We start from the raw sequence: 19,420 nt of genomic DNA, 5'->3' as shown, positions 1-19,420 counted from the left end.
TCGGGCGCACAAGGTACTGCCAGAAAAACACTAATGCAAATAATTATCAAATGGATTCAGATATGCGTTTTGTGGCAAAGTTCACCTGTTTTTGCGCGTAGCGCGACCGAACCGGATATGCCCGAGGAACCGTCGATGAGCAGCACTCCCAGCCTTTCCCATTCCCCTGCCGAGCTTTACCGCGCCTGGCAGGACCTGCGCGCCGAGCGACCGCAGCTACGCGCGCGCGACGCCGCCGCGCTGTTGCAGGTCAGCGAAGGCGAGCTGGTCGCCAGCCGGGTCGGCATCGATGCCGTGCGCCTGCGGCCGGACTGGGCCGCCTTGCTGCCGGCGCTCGGCGAACTGGGGCCGATCATGGCGCTGACCCGCAACGAGCATTGCGTCCACGAACGCAAGGGGCCGTATCGCGAAGTGACGGTCTCTGCCAATGGGCAGATGGGCCTGGTGGTCTCGCCGGATATCGACCTGCGCCTGTTCCTGGGGGGCTGGAACGCCGTCTTCGCCATTGCCGAGGAGGCATCGCGGGGTACTCAGCGCAGCATCCAGGTGTTCGACCAGCAGGGCGTGGCGGTGCACAAGGTGTTCCTTACCGAGGCCAGCGACGTCCGCGCCTGGGAGCCGCTGGTCGAGCGCCTGTGGGCTGCCGAGCAGGATGCCGTGCTGGCGCTGCACGAACCCCGCGCACCGGCTGCGACGCTCGTCGATGCGCAGATCGATGCCGTAGCCTTGCGCGAAGGCTGGGCCGCGTTGAAGGACACCCATCATTTCCACGCCCTGCTGAAGAAGCATGGCGCGCAGCGCACCCAGGCGCTGCGCCTGGCTGGCGGCGAATGGGCCGAGCGCCTGGACAATGGCGACCTGGCGAAACTCTTCGAAGCGGCGGCCGAAAGCGGGTTGCCGATCATGGTGTTCGTCGGCAACGCCCACTGCATCCAGATCCATACCGGGCCTGTGTGCAACCTGAAGTGGCTGGACGACTGGTTCAACGTGCTCGATCCGGAATTCAACCTGCACCTGAAGACCACCGGCATCGCCGAGCTTTGGCGGGTGCGCAAGCCGAGCACCGATGGCATCGTAACCAGTTGGGAGGCCTTCGACGCCGACGGCGAACTGATCGTGCAACTGTTCGGCGCGCGCAAGCCCGGCGAGCCCGAGCGCGACGACTGGCGCGAACTGGCCGAATCCTTCAAGGCGCTCTGAGGAGAGATCATGCGTATCGATCGACTATTCAACGGGTTGGCGCTGGGCATCCTGCTCGGCACCGGCATGGCCCAGGCCGCCGAGCTGCCGCAACGCTGGGTGAGCGCGGGCGGCTCGCTGAGCGAATGGGTGGTGGCGCTGGGCGGCGAGAGCAAGCTGGTCGGGGTGGACACCACCAGCCAGCATCCGCAGGCGCTGAAACAGTTGCCGAGCGTCGGCTACCAGCGCCAACTGGCTGCCGAGGGCGTGCTGGCGTTGCGTCCGGATATCCTCATCGGCACCGAGGAAATGGGGCCTCCGCCGGTACTCAAGCAGCTCGAAGGCGCCGGCGTGCGGGTCGAGACCCTCTCCGCCAAGCCGGATCTGGAGGCACTGGAAAGCAACCTGAAGAAGCTCGGCGACTGGCTCGGCGTGCCCCAGCGCGCCGAGGCCGCCGAACTTGACTATCGTCAGCGGCTGCGGCGCCAGGCGGACTGGATCGCGGCCGCGCAGAAGAGCCAGCCGGCCCCGGGCGTCCTGCTGGTGATCGGCAACGCCGGCGGTCAGTTGCTGGTAGCCGGGCGCAATACCGGCGGCGATTGGGTCCTGAACCGGGCCGGAGCACGCAACCTGGCTACCCATGAGGGTTACAAGCCGATCTCGGTGGAAGCCCTGGCCGCGCTCGATCCGGCCGCGGTGGTGATCGCCGACCGCAGCCTCGAAGGTGATGCGGCGCGTGCCGCGCTGCTCAAGCAGAACCCCGGCCTCGCCGCTACCCGCGCGGCGCGTGACGGACGTCTGCTGGTGCTGGACCCGACGCTCCTGGTGGGCGGCCTCGGTCCGCGCCTGCCGGATGGCCTGGCGGCTCTCTCCGCAGCCTTTTATCCTTCCGCGAAACCGCTGAGTACGGAAGCCGCCCATTGAAATCGGTTGTTCGTCCCCGCGCACTGTTCGGTGCGCTGGGGATTTCGCTCGTGTTGGTCCTCTGGTTGTCCCTCGCCCTCGGTCCCGTCAGCCTGCCGCTGGGCGATACCCTGCGCGCCGCGCTGCGCCTGGCCGGGCTGCCGCTCGATGGAACGGGCCTGGCCCAGGCGGAAATGATCCTCGGCCAGATCCGCCTGCCGCGGACCCTGCTCGGCCTGGCCGTGGGCGCGGTGCTGGCGCTGTCCGGGGTGGCGATGCAGGGCCTGTTCCGCAACCCGCTGGCCGATCCAGGGCTGGTCGGGGTGTCCAGCGGCGCGGCCCTCGGCGCGGCGCTGGCCATCGTATTCGGCGCCTCGCTGGGCGGCTTGCCGGCGTTCCTCGCGCCTTACCTGCTGTCGCTGTGCGCCTTCGGCGGCGGCCTGGGGGTGACCTGGCTGGTCTATCGGCTTGGCCGCCGCGATGGCCAGACCAGCGTGGCCACCATGTTGTTGGCAGGGATCGCCTTGACCGCACTGTCCGGCGCGGTGATCGGACTGTTTACCTATCTCGCCGATGACGCCACCTTGCGTACCCTGACCTTCTGGAACCTGGGCAGCCTGAACGGCGCCAGCTACCCACGACTCTGGCCGCTGCTGCTGGTGGCGCTGCTGGTGGCCTGCTGGCTACCGCGCCGGGCAGATGCGCTGAACGCACTGCTGCTCGGCGAGTCCGAGGCCCGTCACCTGGGCTTCGACGTCGAGCGATTGAAGGCCGAACTGGTGCTTTGCACTGCCCTCGGCGTCGGCGCCGCAGTGGCGGCTGCGGGGATGATCGGCTTCATCGGCCTGGTGGTGCCGCACCTGATCCGTCTGGTTGCCGGTCCGGATCATCGGACGTTGCTGCCGGCCTCGATGATGGCCGGCGCCATTCTCCTGCTGCTTGCCGACCTGCTGGCGCGCCTGGCGCTGGCTCCGGCGGAGTTGCCGATCGGCATCGTCACGGCACTGATCGGCGCGCCGTTCTTCCTTTATCTGCTATTGCGGGGGCGGGCCTGATGCTGCGCGTGGAGAACCTGTCCATCCGCCGTGGCGGAAAGACTGTACTGGAAGGCCTCGAGCTGGAGCTGCGGCCTGGCGAGATGCTCGGCGTACTCGGCCCCAACGGCGCTGGCAAGAGCACCTTGCTTGGCGCTCTCTGTGGCGAACTGGAGCCGGCCGAAGGGCTGGTGCTGCTCGACGAGCGCGGCCTCGACGACTGGCCGGGCGTCGCTCGCGCGCAGCGCCTGGCGGTGCTGCCGCAGAGTTCGTCGCTGGGCTTCGCCTTTCCGGTGGAGGCGGTGGTCGGCTTCGGTCGGCTGCCCCATTCCAGCGGCCGCGAGCGCGATGTGCAGATCGTCGCCGAGGCCTTGGCGGCGGCCGACGCCAGCCATCTGGCCGGGCGCAGCTACCTGGCGCTGTCCGGCGGCGAACGCCAGCGCGTGCACCTGGCGCGGGTGCTGGCGCAGCTGTGGCCGGGCGAGCCGGGGCAGGTGCTGCTGCTCGACGAACCGACCTCGGCGCTCGACCCGCTGCACCAGCACACTACCCTGCAGGCGGTGCATGATTTCGCCCGCCGCGGTGCCTCGGTGCTGGTGATCCTCCACGATCTCAACCTGGCCGCGCGCTATTGCGACCGCCTGCTGCTGTTGCAGAATGGTCGCCCGCACCTGCTCGGTACGCCCGAGGAAGTCCTGCGCCCCGAGCCGTTGCGCGCGGTGTTCGGCCTCGAGGTCCTGGTCCAGCGTCATCCCGAGCGAGGTCATCCGCTGATCGTCGCCCGTTGAAGGAGTCGCCATGCGCATTCGCCTGTTCGCTTTCTGTCTGCTGCTGGGCGGCTGCCAGTCCCAACTGCCGCCGCTGCCTGATTGGCAGAGCCCGGAAGGGCGCGACGATCCGCAGACGGGACGAATCGTCGAATTGCGCAGCGGCGTGACGCTGAGCCCGCAGCAACTGGTCGCACGCCTGGCGGCCGCGCCGCGAGTGATCGTCGGCGAGAAGCACGACAATCCCGATCATCATGCCGTGGAACTGTGGCTGGCGCAGGCCCTGGGCGAATATCGGGCGCAGGGCAGCCTGCTGCTGGAAATGCTCGATCCCGGCCAGCAACCACGGGTGGATGCGGTCCGCGTACAACTCGGGTCCGGCAAGCCGGTGGCGAACCTGGAGCAGGCCCTGGACTGGCAGAAAGCTTGGGACTGGACGCAGTACGGACCCCTGGTGTCCTGGGCGGTTGCGCAACCCGCGCCGTTGCTGGCGGCGAACCTCCAGCGGAGCGAGATCATGCGCATCTACAGGGAGCGTCCGCCGCTTCCCGGAACGGCCTCCAGGCGTGACAGCGTGCGCCTGCCGCTGCTTGCGCAGATTCGCGAATCCCACTGCGGCATGCTTCCCGACGATCAATTGCCGGCGATGCTCGCCGTCCAGCAGCAACGCGACCGCCGCATGGCCGAGCGTCTTCGCGATGCGCCGCGGCCGGCGATGCTCGTCGCCGGCAGCTTCCACGCCCGGCGCGACCTCGGCGTACCGGTCCACCTGCGCGACCTTGGTGCGGAGAAGGGCACTCAGGTACTGATGCTGGTCGAGGCCGGGCAGGCGGTAACGACGCGTGAGGCCGACTACGCCTGGTACACGCCGGCACAGCCGGACAAGGACTATTGCGCGGAGATGAAGAAGACACGTTGAAGGAAGGGCGCGAGGCCTGGAGCCGCGTATCGCGCTACGTTTTCGCGGGCAAAAAAAGACCCGGCAAAGTGCCGGGTCGAAACCGTGATTAGCCTGATGAGGAGATAATCTGAAGAGTCCGACTGCTTGGTCTCTCAGCTTACCTGCTGGCCTCGCGACCAGTTGGTGTAATAATAACTATTCTCATTATCAGGTCAAGCCGGTTCTCATTCATTCCATCGCCAGCCGATGAACGGTCGTCTCCGGCCGAATCGCAGGCAAAAAAAGACCCGGCAAAGTGCCGGGTCAAAAACCGTGATTAGCCTGATGAGGAGATAATCTGAAGAGTCCGACTGCGTGGGTCTCTCAGCTTACCGGCTGATCTCGCGACCAGTTGAGTGACATAATAATGATTCTCATTTCCATGTCAAACGCTTTCGCCAAACTTTTCTGCTAGCTAGTCGCGAGTCCTCTGGAATGGGCCTCAGGCGCTGCGGCGCAGGCGCAGCTGGGTCACTTCCCGGTTAAGCAGGTCTATCCGCCGGGCCATGCCTTCGATCAGGCTATGGGCGATTCGCGGGTTGTTCTGCATAAGGCCGAGGAACTGCTCCTTGGGAATCACCATCACCGTGCAGGGTTCGCTGGCGACCACCGTGGCGCTGCGTTTCTCGCGAGTGAACACGGCCATGGCGCCGAAGATCTCGTCCTTCTGCACATCGCCGACTTTCTGGCCGTCCACCAGCGCTTCGGCGTGCCCTTCGATGATGATGAATACATGATCCGCATCGTCGCCCTGGCGGATCAGCGCCTCGCCCGCGGCGAAGTGGCGGAAGCCGGTGGCCGGGCGGACTTCCGGCTGCTTCAGGTGCGCCAGCGCATCGCCGAGCAGGGCAGTCTGTCCGATCAGGTACTGCAATAGCAGTTCCTGACGTTCCTGGTCAGCATGGATGTGCTGGAGCAGCGCATCGCGCGAATAGGGCAGCAGGCGGATCGGTTCTTCGTTGGCATGCCGGCAGGCGGGGAGCTCGAGTCCGCGTCGAAGGCCGAGGAGGTCGCCTTCCTGGAGGTAGAACAGTGGGCGTTCGTCGACCAGCGCATGCAGCAGGCCGCTTTCCACCAGGAATACCTGGTCGGCGGGCAGCTCGCGTTCCAGGTCGTCGCTACGTTCCAGTTCCAGGGCGGGGCCGCTGGGTGCCAGGCCTTCGAGCAAGCGGTGAGGGATTCCCTGCAGGCGATTGATCAATTGGTCGGCATAAGCCGGTTGCTCGCCGAGTAGATACATGGCCATTTCCTTGAGCTGCCTGGTCGGGAGAGGAGGTACGAACGTCCACGAGACGATAGGTGGGCGCCCGGGGGGAGTAAATATCTTCCCGTGGCAGGTGTGAGCTAGCTCTTGTTTCGCACGGGGAAAGTCTCCAGCTCGCCGAGCAGTGCGGCCTTGTGGTCTGGGGACAGCTCGTTCCAGTGAACGTCGAGGAGTGCGCCTTCGATGGCATAGAGCAAGACTTTCGAGGCTCGGAAGCCGCGCGCGCGGACCGCGCGATAGGCTCCCACCGAGCCGAGCCGACGCAGATCGGTGGCGCTGTGGATACCCACGGCATGCAACCATTGGGTCGAGGTTTTCCCGAGGTTTTTCAGATTCAGCAGTTCGTCGTTCATCGTCGGTCCTTGCGATGCCGCTCAGAAGCGTGATGGCGCGGAACTGCCTGGAACCGGTCCGGAGCCGACAGGGCCGGCGCGATGGAGCGAGATGGCCGACGCGAGCGGCCTTCGCCCTTACGATCCGGCGTAGGCGGTCCGGGACCGATCCTCAGCCGGCCGGGTACCTGCCAGAAGTGTAGCGGCCTCCCGGCAAAACGTGGCCTGGCGTGGTCCTTCCGCTTCTCAGGGCTCCGGCAGGTAGCGCAGGCGGGTGCCGAAGTTCACCGACATGCGGATCTCGTCCGGCGCCAGGCGCAACGGGAAATACGTACCGGATATCTGCGCATGGGCCAGGCTGGCGCCCTCCAGGCGCGCCTCGCGCAGATCCACGCCGCGCAGGTCGGCGCCGCGGAAATAGGCATCGCTGAAGTCGACGCGGGCGGCATCCAGCAGACGCAGGTCAAGGCCGCGGAAGTCGCCGCCGGCCAGGTCGATCCAGCCGTCGGCCGGCTTCTGTCGGTTGAAGCCTTCGATGTCTTCGGCGTGGAGCAGTTGGTAGAGCGGCGAGTCGAGCTGACGGGGCGAGTTCATGGGCGGCGTCCTGCGCAGAAGGCTCGCCGTGAGTATAGAAGAGCAGCGGCACGGCGCCCGCCCTGGAGGGGCGGGCGGCATGGCAGTTCGTTTAGAGACCGGGCAGGCGCTGGCGAATGCCGTCGATCAGCCCGTCGAGGCTGGCCGCGTCGTGGGTGTCTACGCGCTTGCTCTGGACCGTCTCCGCCGCTGTCAGCGGCTCGCGGGTAGCCTGCTGGGTGCGGATCACGTCGAGAGTCGCGTCGGACGGGTCCTTGCCTTCCGCCTGGCGTTGCGCAAGCCAGCCGGCGATCACCGCTTCGGGCGCCTGGCAGTCGAGGATCAGGAACGGCACGCCGGTTTCTTCCGCGATGTGGCAAGCGGCCTGGCGCTGATTCTGCTTCAGGTAGGCGGCGTCGATCACCACCGGATAGCCGGCCTGGAGGATCTTCGCGGCCAACTGGTGAAGGTGCGCATAGGTCGCTTCGCTGGCCTGGCTGCTATAGATGCCGGCGGCGAACTGGCCCCTGTCGTGTTCCGGCTGCTCGCCGAACAGACGCTTGCGTTCGACATCCGAGCGCAGGCGCACGGCGCCCAGAGCCTCCACCAGACGCATGGCCACCTGGCTCTTGCCGACCGCGGAGACACCATGGGTGACCGCCAGGAAGCGCGAGGGAATGGCGCTGTAGCTTTCCGCCAGGTTGGCGTAGTTGCGGTACTGGCGCAGGGTCGCCGCGCGCTGCACGGCATCGGTCTGGTAGCCGAGGCTGAACAGCGCGACCTTGGCGCGGACCATGGCGCGGTAGGCCTTGTAGAAGTTCAGCAGTTCCAGGGCCTGGTAGTCGCCGGTGTGTTCCAGATAGAGGCTGACGAAGCGTCGAGCGTGGCACTTCAGGCCGCGATCTTCCAGGTCCATCGCGAGGAAGGCGAAGTCGGCGCAGACATCGGTGAAACGGAACGGCTCGTTGAATTCGATGCAGTCGAACAGCACTACCCTGCCGTCGATCAGCGCGGCGTTGCCCAGGTGGATGTCGCCGTGGCATTCGCGGATGAAGCCCTTCGCCTTGCGCTCCTGGAGCACCGGCAGCAGGCGTTCGAAGCTGCTTTCCGCCCAGGCTTCGAGGGCATCCAGCTGTTGCAGGTCGGCCTTGTCCTTGAGCAGCGGGCGAACCTGCTCGAAATTCTGCCGCACCGGCGCCATGCAGGACTCGGCGGTGCCCAGCGGGTGCTCCAGCGGCACCTTCGGAGTGTTCTGGTGGAAGTGCGCGATCTGCTCGGCCAGTTCGTCGATATGCTGGTTGGACAGTTCGCCGCGGCCCTGGATTGCCGCCAGCAGGTTGTCCTGCGGGAACTGGCGCATCTTCAGCAGGTATTCGATTGCCTCGCCGTCGCCGCCGATCCGCGGCGCCTCTTCGCTGCCGGTGATCGGCAGGACCTCCAGGTAGAGATCGTCGGTGAGGCGCTGGTTCAGGCGCAGCTCTTCGTTGCAATAGAAGCGGCGCTTGTCCAGGCTGGTGAAATCGAGAAAGCCGAAATCCATCGGCTTCTTGATCTTGTAGGCGTAGGGACCGGTCAACAGGACCCAGGAGATGTGCGTCTCGATGACCTCGAAGCGCTCCACCGGGTGGGGGTAGAGGGCCGGGTTCTGCAGGGCGGCGATCAGGGTCTGGCTCACGGGATATCCTTGCCTCTGAAATATGCGAAAACCCGCATTATGGCGGGAAGGGGTGACAGTGCAAACCTCGCTGGCGGATAGCAACCATTTGCCGGATCGCCGGTCGAATGCGCCGCGCTGCCGCCGCGCCTATCCACCGGGGCCGCGCAGACCGTGGATGCCGCCGATGCGGTGTCTGTCCGCTGTGGATAAAGTACGTATAATGCGCCGCCATGACGCGTCCCCGATCCCCCCGTTCCCGTAACAGCAAAGCACGCCCGGCACCCGGCCTGAACAAATGGCTCGGCTGGGCCCTCAAGCTCGGCCTCGTCGGCCTGGTGCTCCTCGCCGGCTTCGCCATCTATCTCGATGCCGTGGTGCAGGAGAAATTCTCCGGCCGGCGCTGGACCATCCCGGCGAAGGTCTATGCCCGCCCGCTGGAGCTGTTCAACGGCCTGAAGCTGAGCAGGGAAGACTTCCTGCGCGAACTCGACGCCCTCGGCTACCGTCGCGAGCCCAGCGTGAGCGGCCCTGGAACCGTATCGGTGGCGGCCAGCGCGGTCGAACTCAATACCCGTGGCTTCCAGTTCTACGAAGGCGCGGAACCGGCCCAGCGCGTGCGCGTGCGCTTCAACGGCAACTATGTCAGCGGGCTGAGCCAGGCCAACGGCAAGGAACTGGCGGTGGCGCGCCTTGAGCCGCTGCTGATCGGCGGCTTGTATCCGGCGCACCATGAGGATCGCATCCTGGTCAAGCTCGACCAGGTGCCGACCTACCTGATCGACACCCTGGTCGCGGTCGAGGATCGCGACTTCTGGAACCACCATGGCGTGTCGCTGAAATCCGTGGCCCGGGCGGTGTGGGTCAACACCACGGCCGGCCAGCTACGCCAGGGCGGCAGCACCCTGACCCAGCAGTTGGTGAAGAACTTCTTCCTGAGCAATGAGCGCAGCCTGAGCCGCAAGATCAACGAAGCGATGATGGCGGTGCTGCTGGAACTGCACTACGACAAGCGCGACATCCTCGAGTCCTATCTCAACGAGGTGTTCCTCGGCCAGGATGGGCAACGAGCGATCCATGGCTTCGGCCTGGCCAGCCAGTATTTCTTCAGCCAGCCGCTGGCCGAGCTCAAGCTCGACCAGGTGGCGCTGCTGGTCGGCATGGTCAAGGGACCGTCCTACTTCAACCCGCGGCGTTACCCGGATCGTGCGCTGGCGCGGCGCAACCTGGTGCTCGACGTGCTCGCCGAGCAGGGCGTGGCGACCCAGCAGGAAGTCGACGCCGCCAAGCAGCGCCCGCTCGGCGTTACCCGGCAGGGCAGCATGGCCGACAGCTCCTATCCGGCCTTCCTCGACCTGGTCAAGCGCCAGTTGCGCCAGGACTACCGCGACGAGGACCTGACCGAGGAAGGGCTGCGCATCTTCACCAGCTTCGATCCGATCCTGCAGGAGAAGGCCGAGACCTCCGTCAACGAAACGCTCAAGCGCCTCAGTGGGCGCAAGGGAGTCGACCAGGTCGAGGCGGCGATGGTCGTGACCAATCCGGAAACCGGCGAGATCCAGGCCCTGATCGGCAGTCGCGACCCGCGCTTCGCCGGCTTCAACCGGGCCCTGGACGCGGTGCGGCCGATCGGTTCGCTGATCAAGCCGGCGGTCTACCTGACCGCTCTCGAGCGGCCGAGCAAGTACACCCTGACCACCTGGGTGCAGGACGAGCCCTTCGCGGTGAAAGGCCAGGACGGCCAGGTCTGGCGACCGCAGAACTACGACCGGCGCTCGCATGGCACGATCTTCCTGTACCAGGGCCTGGCAAACTCCTACAACCTGTCCACCGCCAAGCTCGGCCTCGACGTCGGTGTGCCCAACGTGCTGCAGACCGTCGCCCGGCTGGGTATCAACCGTGACTGGCCGGCCTATCCGTCGATGCTGCTGGGCGCCGGTTCGCTCAGTCCGATGGAGGTCGCCACCATGTACCAGACCATCGCCAGCGGCGGCTTCAACACGCCGTTGCGGGGGATCCGCAGCGTCCTCACTGCCGACGGCCAGCCGCTCAAGCGCTATCCGTTCCAGGTCGAACAGCGCTTCGACTCGGGCGCCGTCTACCTGGTGCAGAACGCCATGCAGCGGGTCATGCGCGAAGGCACCGGGCGTTCGGTGTACAGTCAATTGCCGTCGTCGCTGACCCTCGCCGGCAAGACCGGCACCAGCAACGACTCGCGCGATAGCTGGTTCTCCGGTTTCGGCGGCGACCTCCAGGCTGTGGTCTGGCTCGGTCGCGACGACAACGGCAAGACGCCGCTTACCGGCGCCACCGGTGCCTTGCAGGTGTGGGCCAGCTTCATGCGCAAGGCGCATCCGCAATCGCTGGAAATGCCGATGCCGGAGAACGTGGTGATGGCCTGGGTCGACGCGCAGACCGGGCAGGGCTCGGCGGCGGATTGCCCGAATGCCGTACAGATGCCCTATATTCGTGGCAGCGAGCCCGCCCAGGGCCCAGGCTGCGGGAGCCAGAACCCCGCCGGCGAGGTGATGGACTGGGTACGTGGCTGGCTGAATTGATCCGAGAGGACCTGACGTGAAGAAGATTTTCGTATTCGCCGCGCTTGCCGGCAGTGCCGTGCTCGCGGGCTGCGCCAGCCCGCAGCACGGGGCGATCCCGGTGGTGGATTCCGGTACTCCGGTGTCCAACCAGGAAAGCGGCGGTTTCCGCATCACCCGTACCCAGGTACCGCGTACCCAGCAAGGCGCCGCCACCCAGGGCATTCCCCAGGGCGGCGACTCCGGTGTGGTGGTGATGGTGCCGCAGGGCGCCAATTCCGCACCGATCCAGACTTTCCCGGCGCAGTCCGGCGCCGCGCCGATCAGCAGCGCTCCGCTCGGCACCGGCACCCAGTACCAGGCTCCGCCCAGCAGCGCCTCCACGCCACCGCTGGGTGGCAGCTACAACATGCCGCCCAGCGGCGCCAGTCGTTCCGCGCCCACCGGCATTCCGGCCTCCGGCTCGGCCGGCAGCCTGGCGGCCGACGAGCAGTTGGACGGGCCGGTCCTGGCGATGCTCACAACCGCCCAGCAACAGCAGGGCAGCGGCGACCTGAACAGCGCCGCCGCCAGCCTCGAGCGAGCCCAGCGCATCGCTCCGCGCGAGCCGCAGGTGCTCTATCGCCTGGCCCAGGTGCGCCTGGCCCAGGGCGATGCGGCCCAGGCCGAGCAGGTCGCGCGCCGTGGCTTGAGCTACGCCAATGGCCGGCCGGCCTTGCAGGCCGGGCTCTGGGAACTGATCGCCCAGGCTCGGGAGAAGCAGGGAGACTCCGCCGGCGCTGCGCTGGCCCGGCAGAAGGCCAAGGTCAGCTCCTGATGGATCGACGGGTCTATGCGCTGGCCGACCAGTTGTTGCTGATCGAGCGTGAGTTGCGTGCCCTCGGCTGGTGGAGCGAAAGCAGCCCCGCCCCGGAAGCGCTGGCCAGCCCCGAGCCGTTCTGCGTGGATACGCTGGCGCTCGAGCAATGGCTGCAATGGATCTTCCTGCCACGGATGAAGCTGATTCTCGAAAGCGACAGCGCCTTGCCGCAAGCCTCGGGTATCCTGGCCATGGCCGAGGTGGCCTATGCGCAGCGTGGCGAGGAAGTCGCCGGCCTGCTGGCGGCGCTTGGCGAGTTCGACCGGCTGATCGGCGGGCCGTCATGAAGCTTCGGCAGTAAAGAAAAACCCGGCTACAGGCCGGGTTTTTCTTTGCTTCAAGCAAAGCGGAGAGCCGGGTCAGCCCCATGCTGCGGGACGGGGCTGTGTTCGCCTCAGCGGCAATTCTCCTGGATCGCCTTTTCGGCCTTGGCGATTCGCTCCTGGCGTTCTTCCTCGCCGAGGCGACGGAGTTCGCCCTTGCCTTCGTCGACCCTTACGCGCGGGTTGTTCTTCAGTTGCGCGAGGTTGTTGCGGGTCTCTTCGCAGAACTGCTTGCGCTCGGCCTCTTCCTTCGCCACTTGCTGCTTCACCTTGTCGTCGATCGCCTTCTGCTCGGGATCGGCCGGTTTCTGCTGGATGGTCGGTGCCGGGGTCGAGGGGGGCAGGGGGAAGTTGTCCGGCGGCGGGGCGGTCTGGGTATTCACCGTGGTCGCTTGTGCACCTTGCGGCGGTTGTGCGCCGAAGTGGGTGACGCCCTCGGCGTCGACCCATTTGTAGATCGGGGCGGCCATGGCGAAAGAGGAGAGGGCGAGCAACAAGCTGGCCGGGAGGATCATGCGTCGCATGCGGAGTCCTTGGAATGCGCTAACTGCGGCTAACTATAACCAAATCCGCCAGCGCGGCATGCTGCACGGCATCACAACCGCCGCCGGAGACGGCCTCGCCGTGGCAAGTCCTCGCGGGAATCATGGGCATTTTGGAAAAGTTTGCTCTAAATCGGAATTTTCTAGCCATAAAATCTGTTTTTGGTCATTGATCAGCTTTTTTATAGAAGGGTATGGCAGCTTCCTTGGAATTTTTTTTGATAATTTTCAGAATAAAGCTTGACTTGCGTTCGACGAATGCGAAGAATCCAAGCTCGCTGTAGCGGGCCGTCTGCAACCCAGTCCCCTCTCCGGCAGACCATGAGGTGCCTACCCGCGCCGAAAGTTACACCCTGCTTCGCGTTACCTCGCGCTGGGTGGAAGAGCTCCGTAACACCAGGCGCCCTTCCAAGTTTGCTCAATCGGCAGTTGACGTAGCCGGTGACTACCGTCACCCATGCTCTGCCGGGCAGCCAACCGAATTTCGGTCGCCCGCCCCTGGGTGGCCGTATAGCGTTCTAGAGGTGAAAACGTGGAGCTTTTATCTGGCGCTGAAATGGTCGTCCGCTCGTTGCGCGACGAAGGCGTTAAGTACATCTACGGGTACCCGGGTGGTGCCCTCCTGCATATCTACGACGCGCTCTTCAAGGAGCACGACGTGACCCACATCCTGGTGCGCCACGAACAGGCGGCTACCCATATGGCCGACGGCTACGCCCGCGCCACCGGCAAACCCGGTGTCGTGCTGGTGACTTCCGGCCCGGGCGCGACCAACGCCATCACCGGTATCGCCACCGCGTACATGGACTCCATCCCGATGGTGATCCTGTCGGGCCAGGTGCCGAGCAACATGGTCGGTACCGACGCGTTCCAGGAAACCGACATGGTCGGGATCTCCCGGCCGATCGTGAAGCACAGCTTCATCATCAAGCATCCCTCGGAAATTCCCGAGGTGATCAAGAAGGCCTTTTACCTGGCGCAGTCCGGTCGTCCGGGGCCGGTGGTCGTGGATATTCCGAAGGACATGGGCGACCCGACGCAGAAGTTCGAATATTCCTATCCGAAGAAGGTCAAGTTGCGTTCGTACAGCCCGGCCGTTCGCGGTCACTCGGGACAGATCCGCAAGGCCGCCGAGATGCTCCTGGCCGCCAAGCGCCCGGTGGTCTATTCCGGCGGCGGCGTGATCATGGGCAATGCCGCGGCGCCGCTGACCGAGCTGGCGCAGATGCTCAACCTGCCGGTGACCAACACCCTGATGGGCCTCGGCGGGTATCCCGGCGCGGACCGCCAGTTCCTCGGCATGCTCGGGATGCATGGCAGCTTCACCGCCAACCTGGCGATGCATCACAGCGACGTGATCCTCGCGGTCGGCGCGCGTTTCGACGACCGGGTCATCAACGGTGCGGCGAAGTTCTGCCCGAACGCCAAGATCATCCACATCGACATCGATCCGGCGTCGATTTCCAAGACCATCAAGGCCGACATCCCGATCGTCGGCCCGGTGGACAGCGTTCTCACCGAAATGGTCGCGATCGTCAGGGAAATCGGCGAGACCCCGAACCAGGATGCCCAGGCTGCCTGGTGGAAGCAGATCGACGAATGGCGTGGTAACCGTGGGTTGTTCCCGTACGACAAGGGCGACGGCAGCATCATCAAGCCGCAGACCGTCATCGAGACGCTCTACGAGGTTACCCATGGCGATGCCTTCATCACCTCCGATGTCGGCCAGCACCAGATGTTCGCCTCGCAGTACTACAAGTTCAACAAGCCCAATCGCTGGATCAACTCCGGCGGTCTCGGCACCATGGGCTTCGGCTTCCCGGCGGCGATGGGCATCAAGCTCAACTTCCCGGACGACGATGTCGCCTGCGTGACCGGCGAGGGCAGTATCCAGATGAATATCCAGGAACTGTCTACCTGCCTGCAGTACGACCTGCCGGTGAAGATCGTCAACCTGAACAATGGTGCCCTGGGCATGGTCCGCCAGTGGCAGGACATGCAGTACAACAGCCGTTATTCGCATTCCTACATGGAATCCCTGCCGGACTTCGTCAAGCTTGCCGAAGCCTACGGGCATGTCGGCATGCGCATCACCGACCTGAAGGATCTGAAGCCGAAGATGGAGGAGGCGTTCGCCATGAAGAATCGCCTGGTCTTCCTCGACATCCAGGTGGACGCCAGCGAACACGTCTATCCGATGCAGATCCGTGACGGCGCGATGCGCGACATGTGGCTGAGCAAGACGGAGCGTACCTGATCATGCGACACATCATTTCCCTGCTGCTGGAAAACGAGCCAGGCGCATTGTCCCGCGTGGTCGGCCTGTTCTCCCAACGCAACTACAACATCGAAAGCCTGACCGTGGCGCCGACCGAGGACCCGACCCTGTCGCGTCTGACGCTGACCACCGTGGGGCACGATGAGGTGATCGAGCAGATCACCAAGAACCTCAACAAGCTGATCGAAGTGGTCAAGCTGGTGGATCTGTCGGAAAGCGCCCATATCGAGCGCGAGCTGATGCTGGTGAAGGTCAAGGCCACGGGCGCCCAGCGCGCCGAGGTCAAGCGCACCACCGATATCTTCCGTGGGCAGATCGTCGACGTCACCAGTAGCGTCTATACCGTGCAACTGGCGGGTACCAGCGACAAACTGGACAGCTTCATCCAGGCCATCGGCACCGCGTCGATCCTGGAAGTGGTCCGCAGTGGCGTCACCGGCATCGCCCGTGGCGACAAGACTCTGAGCATCTGAACTGAAAGCAGGCCCGCGAGGCCTTACTGAAGGGGAATTCCCATGCGCGTTTTCTACGATAAAGATTGTGACCTCTCGATCATCCAGGGCAAGAAAGTTGCCATCATCGGCTACGGCTCCCAGGGCCACGCCCATGCCTGCAACCTGAAGGACTCCGGCGTCGACGTCACCGTGGGCCTGCGTAGCGGCTCCGCCACCGTGGCCAAGGCCGAAGCGCACGGTCTGAAGGTTGCCGACGTGAAGACCGCCGTCGCCGCAGCCGACGTGGTCATGATCCTCACCCCGGACGAGTTCCAGGGCCGCCTGTACAAGGAAGAGATCGAGCCGAACCTGAAGAAGGGCGCCACCCTGGCCTTCGCTCACGGCTTCTCCATCCACTACAACCAGGTCGTCCCGCGCGCCGACCTCGACGTGATCATGATCGCGCCGAAGGCCCCGGGTCACACCGTGCGTTCCGAGTTCGTCAAGGGCGGTGGCATCCCTGACCTGATCGCCATCTACCAGGACGCTTCCGGCAACGCCAAGAACGTCGCCCTGTCCTACGCCTGCGGCGTCGGCGGCGGTCGTACCGGTATCATCGAAACCACCTTCAAGGACGAGACCGAAACCGACCTGTTCGGTGAGCAGGCCGTTCTCTGCGGTGGTTGCGTCGAGCTGGTCAAGGCCGGTTTCGAAACCCTGGTCGAAGCCGGTTACGCGCCGGAAATGGCCTACTTCGAGTGCCTGCACGAGCTGAAGCTGATCGTCGACCTGATGTACGAAGGCGGCATCGCCAACATGAACTACTCCATCTCCAACAACGCCGAATACGGTGAGTACGTAACCGGTCCGGAGGTGATCAACGCCGAGTCCCGTGCTGCCATGCGCAACGCCCTGAAGCGCATCCAGGACGGCGAATACGCGAAGATGTTCATTACCGAAGGGGCGGCCAACTACCCGTCGATGACTGCCTACCGCCGCAACAACGCCGCTCACCCGATCGAGCAGATCGGCGAGAAGCTGCGCGCGATGATGCCGTGGATCGCAGCCAACAAGATCGTCGACAAGAGCAAGAACTAAGCGGCTCCGGCGACAGACGAAGAAACGCGGCCCTGGCCGCGTTTTTTCGTTCTTGCCTGGCGATCTGGTATAAAGCCTGGGCCGGCGGAGTTGTCTTCCTAGTCAGAAGAGCTGTCGGCATATTCGTACCCCATCAGTTCCCAAGGAATTGTCCATGAGTGAACGTCCCGAGGAGCCGAACAAGGCCTCCGACGAAGAAAGCCTGCTGCCCATCGACGAACATATAGAAGAAGGGCACGACGCCGAAGGGCGGAAGGTTCGTCACCGCGGTATCTACCTGCTGCCCAACCTGTTCACCACGGCGGCCCTGTTTTCCGGCTTCTACGCCATCATCAATGGCATGAGCGGCCAGTTCGCCAATGCCGCCATCGCTATCTTCGTGGCCATGGTCCTCGATGGACTGGACGGCCGCGTGGCTCGCCTGACCAACACCCAGAGCGCCTTCGGCGCCGAGTATGACTCGCTGTCCGACATGGTCGCCTTCGGTGTGGCGCCGGCGCTGGTCGCCTTCGAATGGGCGCTTGGCAGCCTCGGCAAGGTCGGTTGGATGGTTGCCTTCATCTACGTTGCGGGCGCCGCCCTGCGTCTGGCTCGTTTCAACACCCAGGTCGGCAAGGCCGACAAGCGCTATTTCATCGGCCTGGCCAGTCCGGCCGCCGCGGCGCTGGTGGCGGGCACGGTATGGGCGTTCAGCGATTTCGAGATCCAGGGCGCCAAGGTTGCCTTCCTCGTCGCCCTGCTGGTCGCCGCCGCCGGTGTGCTGATGGTCAGCAACATCAAGTACCACAGCTTCAAGGATCTCGACCTGCGCGGCCGGGTGCCGTTCGTGGCGATCCTTATCGTGGTGCTGGCCTTCGCCGTGGTCTTTACCGACCCGCCGCGCATCCTCCTGTTGCTGTTCCTTGCCTACGCGGCCTCCGGTCCTGTGCAATACCTGCTGCAACTGCGTCGCCGGAAGCAGCCGAGCTGATGTAATTTCCAACGGGCTCCGCAGTCTACTGGCATAAAGCTGGTCATTGCGGAGCCCGTCATGCTGATCAAGATTCCCTCCCGTTCCGACTGTTCCGAGTCGGAAGTCACGTCCGAAACCCTCTATCTGTCCCGTCGGCGTCTGCTCGGTGCTTCCTTCGCCGGATTGGCGCTGGCCAGCGGCCTGCCGCGCCTGGGCTTTGCCGACGAACAGCGCTATGCCGGCGTCGAGCCGGTGCCGGCGCCGGGCTGGTTCGCCAAAAAGCTACCGCAGACCCGCTGGCAGGCGGTGGATGTCCAGGGGGAGGCGATCACGCCATTCAAGGACGCCACCCACTACAACAATTTCTACGAATTCGGGCCGAACAAGGGCGACCCGGCGGAAAACGCCTCGGCCCTGAAGACCGAGCCCTGGTCGGTGGTGATCGACGGCGAGGTCGGCAAGCCGGGTACCTATGCCCTCGAGGATTTCGTCAAACCCTACCAACTGGAAGAGCGCATCTATCGGCTGCGCTGCGTGGAAGCCTGGTCGATGGTGATCCCTTGGCTGGGCTTTCCCCTGGCGGACCTGCTCAAGCGGGTCGAACCCAATGGGCAGGCGAAGTTCGTCCGTTTCGAAACCCTGCAGCGTCCGGAACAGATGGTCGGCCAACGCTCCGGTTTCTCGGTGATCGACTGGCCTTATATAGAAGGCTTGCGCATGGACGAGGCGATGCATCCCCTGGCAATTCTGGCGGTGGGCATGTACGGGCGGCTGTTGCCCAACCAGAATGGCGCGCCGTTGCGCCTGGTGGTGCCGTGGAAGTATGGCTTCAAGAGCATCAAGTCCATCGTGCGTATCAGTCTGGTCCGTGAGCAGCCGAAGACCACCTGGGAAAGCATTGCCGCCAACGAGTACGGGTTCTATGCCAACGTCAATCCGCAGGTCGACCACCCGCGATGGTCCCAGGCTCGCGAGCGGCGCCTGCCCAGTGGGTTGTTCAGCCCCAATGTACGGGATACGCAGATGTTCAATGGCTACGGGAGCGAGGTCGCTTCCCTTTATAGCGGCATGGATCTGAGGAAGTACTACTGATGCGCTACTGGTATCTGCGCCTTGCGGTATTCCTGGGGGCGCTGGCAGTGCCGGCCTGGTGGTTGTACCAAGCCTGGATCTTTGCCCTCGGACCTGACCCGGGCAAGACCCTGGTCGATCGACTGGGGCTGGGCGCCTTGGTATTGCTGCTACTCACCCTGGCGATGACCCCACTGCAGAAGCTGAGCGGCTGGCCGGGCTGGATCGCCGTGCGTCGCCAGTTGGGGTTGTGGTGCTTCACCTATGTGCTGCTGCACCTGAGCGCTTACTGCGTGTTCATCCTGGGGTTGGACTGGGGGCAGTTGGGCATCGAGTTGAGCAAGCGTCCCTACATCATCGTGGGAATGCTTGGATTCATCTGCCTGTTCCTGTTGGCGATCACTTCCAACCGCTTCGCCATGCGCAAGCTCGGTAGTCGCTGGAAGAAGCTGCATCGCCTGGTCTACCTGATCCTTGGGCTCGGCTTGCTGCACATGCTCTGGGTGGTGCGGGCAGACCTGGAGGAGTGGACCCTGTACGCTGTGGCTGGTGCGTCGCTCATGCTGCTGCGGCTACCCTCGATCGCTCGCCGCCTGCCCAGGCTTCGAACTCGTCCCGGTGTTTCGTAATAAAAGTTTCAAATAAGTGTTGACGCCAGTTTCTATCTCCCTATAATGCGC

The 19,420-nt window shown here is 64.7% G+C and carries 20 protein-coding genes; 15 read left to right on the top strand and 5 right to left on the bottom strand.

Annotation, left to right across the window (positions count from 1 at the left end; translation table 11 throughout):
* Positions 1 to 135: 135 nt before the first annotated feature.
* From LT948_RS07035 to LT948_RS07015, 5 genes are read left to right on the top strand one after another with little or no spacing between them, the layout of a single operon-like run.
* A complete protein-coding gene (locus tag LT948_RS07035; protein WP_023092631.1) occupies positions 136 to 1,200 on the top strand; it encodes a hemin-degrading factor in 1,065 nt (354 codons plus the stop codon).
* Positions 1,201 to 1,209: 9 nt separating this feature from the next.
* Positions 1,210 to 2,103, top strand: coding sequence for a hemin ABC transporter substrate-binding protein (locus LT948_RS07030; protein WP_003141666.1), 894 nt, complete (start codon positions 1,210 to 1,212; stop codon positions 2,101 to 2,103).
* A 50-nt stretch (positions 2,104 to 2,153) separates the two neighbouring features.
* Entirely contained in the window at positions 2,154 to 3,137 is a 984-nt protein-coding gene (locus LT948_RS07025) for a FecCD family ABC transporter permease (RefSeq protein WP_003121063.1), read from the top strand.
* Positions 3,137 to 3,904 carry a heme ABC transporter ATP-binding protein gene (locus tag LT948_RS07020; protein ID WP_003095098.1) on the top strand — a complete coding sequence of 256 codons (768 nt, stop codon included), beginning with the start codon at positions 3,137 to 3,139 and terminating at the stop codon, positions 3,902 to 3,904. Before LT948_RS07025 ends, LT948_RS07020 begins: the two co-directional genes overlap by 1 nt.
* Before the next feature lie 10 nt (positions 3,905 to 3,914).
* A complete protein-coding gene (locus LT948_RS07015) occupies positions 3,915 to 4,802 on the top strand; it encodes a ChaN family lipoprotein (protein ID WP_023980525.1) in 888 nt (295 codons plus the stop codon).
* A 463-nt stretch (positions 4,803 to 5,265) separates the two neighbouring features.
* On the opposite strand, the gene cbpA is transcribed toward LT948_RS07015, so the two are convergent.
* The 4 genes from cbpA to LT948_RS06995 all read right to left on the bottom strand — a co-directional run bounded on the left by cbpA (position 5,266) and on the right by LT948_RS06995 (position 8,667).
* Positions 5,266 to 6,063, bottom strand: coding sequence for a cAMP-binding protein CbpA (gene cbpA, locus LT948_RS07010; RefSeq protein WP_003095096.1), 798 nt, complete (start codon positions 6,061 to 6,063; stop codon positions 5,266 to 5,268).
* Positions 6,064 to 6,167: 104 nt separating this feature from the next.
* A complete protein-coding gene (locus tag LT948_RS07005; protein WP_003095094.1) occupies positions 6,168 to 6,440 on the bottom strand; it encodes a TfoX/Sxy family protein in 273 nt (90 codons plus the stop codon).
* 225 nt (positions 6,441 to 6,665) lie between these two features.
* Positions 6,666 to 7,013: a pentapeptide repeat-containing protein gene (locus LT948_RS07000; RefSeq protein WP_003095090.1), complete on the bottom strand. Its 348-nt coding sequence runs from the start codon at positions 7,011 to 7,013 to the stop codon at positions 6,666 to 6,668.
* 91 nt (positions 7,014 to 7,104) lie between these two features.
* Positions 7,105 to 8,667 carry a bifunctional aminoglycoside phosphotransferase/ATP-binding protein gene (locus tag LT948_RS06995; protein ID WP_021264071.1) on the bottom strand — a complete coding sequence of 521 codons (1,563 nt, stop codon included), beginning with the start codon at positions 8,665 to 8,667 and terminating at the stop codon, positions 7,105 to 7,107.
* A 212-nt stretch (positions 8,668 to 8,879) separates the two neighbouring features.
* Here LT948_RS06995 and mrcB point away from each other — a divergent pair, with 212 nt between their 5' ends.
* From mrcB to LT948_RS06980, 3 genes are read left to right on the top strand one after another with little or no spacing between them, the layout of a single operon-like run.
* On the top strand, positions 8,880 to 11,204 hold the full coding sequence (gene mrcB / locus LT948_RS06990) for a penicillin-binding protein 1B (protein WP_003111352.1): 2,325 nt from the start codon (positions 8,880 to 8,882) through the stop codon (positions 11,202 to 11,204).
* A gap of 16 nt (positions 11,205 to 11,220) precedes the next feature.
* Positions 11,221 to 12,000: a penicillin-binding protein activator LpoP gene (gene lpoP / locus LT948_RS06985; RefSeq protein ID WP_003095080.1), complete on the top strand. Its 780-nt coding sequence runs from the start codon at positions 11,221 to 11,223 to the stop codon at positions 11,998 to 12,000.
* Complete coding sequence (locus LT948_RS06980; protein WP_003111351.1) at positions 12,000 to 12,329, top strand: YqcC family protein; 330 nt, start codon at positions 12,000 to 12,002, stop codon at positions 12,327 to 12,329. The genes lpoP and LT948_RS06980 overlap by 1 nt, the downstream gene beginning before the upstream one ends.
* A 107-nt stretch (positions 12,330 to 12,436) precedes the next feature.
* On the opposite strand, the gene LT948_RS06975 is transcribed toward LT948_RS06980, so the two are convergent.
* Positions 12,437 to 12,889 carry a DUF4124 domain-containing protein gene (locus LT948_RS06975; RefSeq protein WP_003095076.1) on the bottom strand — a complete coding sequence of 151 codons (453 nt, stop codon included), beginning with the start codon at positions 12,887 to 12,889 and terminating at the stop codon, positions 12,437 to 12,439.
* On the opposite strand from LT948_RS06975, the gene LT948_RS06970 reads away from it, so the two are divergent.
* From LT948_RS06970 to msrQ, 7 genes are all read left to right on the top strand, one after another.
* On the top strand, positions 12,879 to 13,151 hold the full coding sequence (locus tag LT948_RS06970; RefSeq protein WP_153514944.1) for a hypothetical protein: 273 nt from the start codon (positions 12,879 to 12,881) through the stop codon (positions 13,149 to 13,151). The genes LT948_RS06975 and LT948_RS06970 overlap by 11 nt on opposite strands.
* 288 nt (positions 13,152 to 13,439) lie before the next feature.
* Entirely contained in the window at positions 13,440 to 15,164 is a 1,725-nt protein-coding gene (locus LT948_RS06965; protein ID WP_003095071.1) for an acetolactate synthase 3 large subunit, read from the top strand.
* A gap of 2 nt (positions 15,165 to 15,166) precedes the next feature.
* On the top strand, positions 15,167 to 15,658 hold the full coding sequence (gene ilvN / locus LT948_RS06960) for an acetolactate synthase small subunit (RefSeq protein WP_003095069.1): 492 nt from the start codon (positions 15,167 to 15,169) through the stop codon (positions 15,656 to 15,658).
* A gap of 42 nt (positions 15,659 to 15,700) precedes the next feature.
* On the top strand, positions 15,701 to 16,717 hold the full coding sequence (ilvC, locus tag LT948_RS06955; protein WP_003095066.1) for a ketol-acid reductoisomerase: 1,017 nt from the start codon (positions 15,701 to 15,703) through the stop codon (positions 16,715 to 16,717).
* A gap of 154 nt (positions 16,718 to 16,871) precedes the next feature.
* Positions 16,872 to 17,687, top strand: a complete 816-nt coding sequence (gene pssA, locus LT948_RS06950; protein ID WP_003095061.1) for a CDP-diacylglycerol--serine O-phosphatidyltransferase — start codon at positions 16,872 to 16,874, stop codon at positions 17,685 to 17,687.
* Positions 17,688 to 17,747: 60 nt separating this feature from the next.
* Positions 17,748 to 18,761, top strand: a complete 1,014-nt coding sequence (gene msrP / locus LT948_RS06945; RefSeq protein WP_023092627.1) for a protein-methionine-sulfoxide reductase catalytic subunit MsrP — start codon at positions 17,748 to 17,750, stop codon at positions 18,759 to 18,761.
* Positions 18,761 to 19,369 carry a protein-methionine-sulfoxide reductase heme-binding subunit MsrQ gene (msrQ, locus tag LT948_RS06940; protein ID WP_003111346.1) on the top strand — a complete coding sequence of 203 codons (609 nt, stop codon included), beginning with the start codon at positions 18,761 to 18,763 and terminating at the stop codon, positions 19,367 to 19,369. Before msrP ends, msrQ begins: the two co-directional genes overlap by 1 nt.
* Positions 19,370 to 19,420: the final 51 nt, after the last annotated feature.

The organism is Pseudomonas sp. CP-1 (genome assembly GCF_021213715.1).
Classification (GTDB): domain Bacteria; phylum Pseudomonadota; class Gammaproteobacteria; order Pseudomonadales; family Pseudomonadaceae; genus Pseudomonas; species Pseudomonas aeruginosa.
Note: the sequence above shows the minus strand (reverse complement) of the source record. Positions and strands in the feature narration are given on the sequence as shown.

What these genes read in the sequence shown, in the direction of transcription:
- msrP (WP_023092627.1), top strand. Translation starts at nt 17,748, where the DNA reads ATGCTGATCAAGATTCCCTCCCGTTCCGACTGTTCCGAGTCGGAAGTC.
- LT948_RS07030 (WP_003141666.1), top strand. Translation starts at nt 1,210, where the DNA reads ATGCGTATCGATCGACTATTCAACGGGTTGGCGCTGGGCATCCTGCTC.
- mrcB (WP_003111352.1), top strand. Translation starts at nt 8,880, where the DNA reads ATGACGCGTCCCCGATCCCCCCGTTCCCGTAACAGCAAAGCACGCCCG.
- LT948_RS07020 (WP_003095098.1), top strand. Translation starts at nt 3,137, where the DNA reads ATGCTGCGCGTGGAGAACCTGTCCATCCGCCGTGGCGGAAAGACTGTA.
- LT948_RS06980 (WP_003111351.1), top strand. Translation starts at nt 12,000, where the DNA reads ATGGATCGACGGGTCTATGCGCTGGCCGACCAGTTGTTGCTGATCGAG.
- LT948_RS06970 (WP_153514944.1), top strand. Translation starts at nt 12,879, where the DNA reads ATGCGTCGCATGCGGAGTCCTTGGAATGCGCTAACTGCGGCTAACTAT.
- cbpA (WP_003095096.1), bottom strand. Translation starts at nt 6,063, where the DNA reads ATGTATCTACTCGGCGAGCAACCGGCTTATGCCGACCAATTGATCAAT.
- msrQ (WP_003111346.1), top strand. Translation starts at nt 18,761, where the DNA reads ATGCGCTACTGGTATCTGCGCCTTGCGGTATTCCTGGGGGCGCTGGCA.
- LT948_RS07000 (WP_003095090.1), bottom strand. Translation starts at nt 7,013, where the DNA reads ATGAACTCGCCCCGTCAGCTCGACTCGCCGCTCTACCAACTGCTCCAC.
- LT948_RS07035 (WP_023092631.1), top strand. Translation starts at nt 136, where the DNA reads ATGAGCAGCACTCCCAGCCTTTCCCATTCCCCTGCCGAGCTTTACCGC.
- ilvC (WP_003095066.1), top strand. Translation starts at nt 15,701, where the DNA reads ATGCGCGTTTTCTACGATAAAGATTGTGACCTCTCGATCATCCAGGGC.
- ilvN (WP_003095069.1), top strand. Translation starts at nt 15,167, where the DNA reads ATGCGACACATCATTTCCCTGCTGCTGGAAAACGAGCCAGGCGCATTG.
- LT948_RS07005 (WP_003095094.1), bottom strand. Translation starts at nt 6,440, where the DNA reads ATGAACGACGAACTGCTGAATCTGAAAAACCTCGGGAAAACCTCGACC.
- LT948_RS06975 (WP_003095076.1), bottom strand. Translation starts at nt 12,889, where the DNA reads ATGCGACGCATGATCCTCCCGGCCAGCTTGTTGCTCGCCCTCTCCTCT.
- pssA (WP_003095061.1), top strand. Translation starts at nt 16,872, where the DNA reads ATGAGTGAACGTCCCGAGGAGCCGAACAAGGCCTCCGACGAAGAAAGC.
- LT948_RS07015 (WP_023980525.1), top strand. Translation starts at nt 3,915, where the DNA reads ATGCGCATTCGCCTGTTCGCTTTCTGTCTGCTGCTGGGCGGCTGCCAG.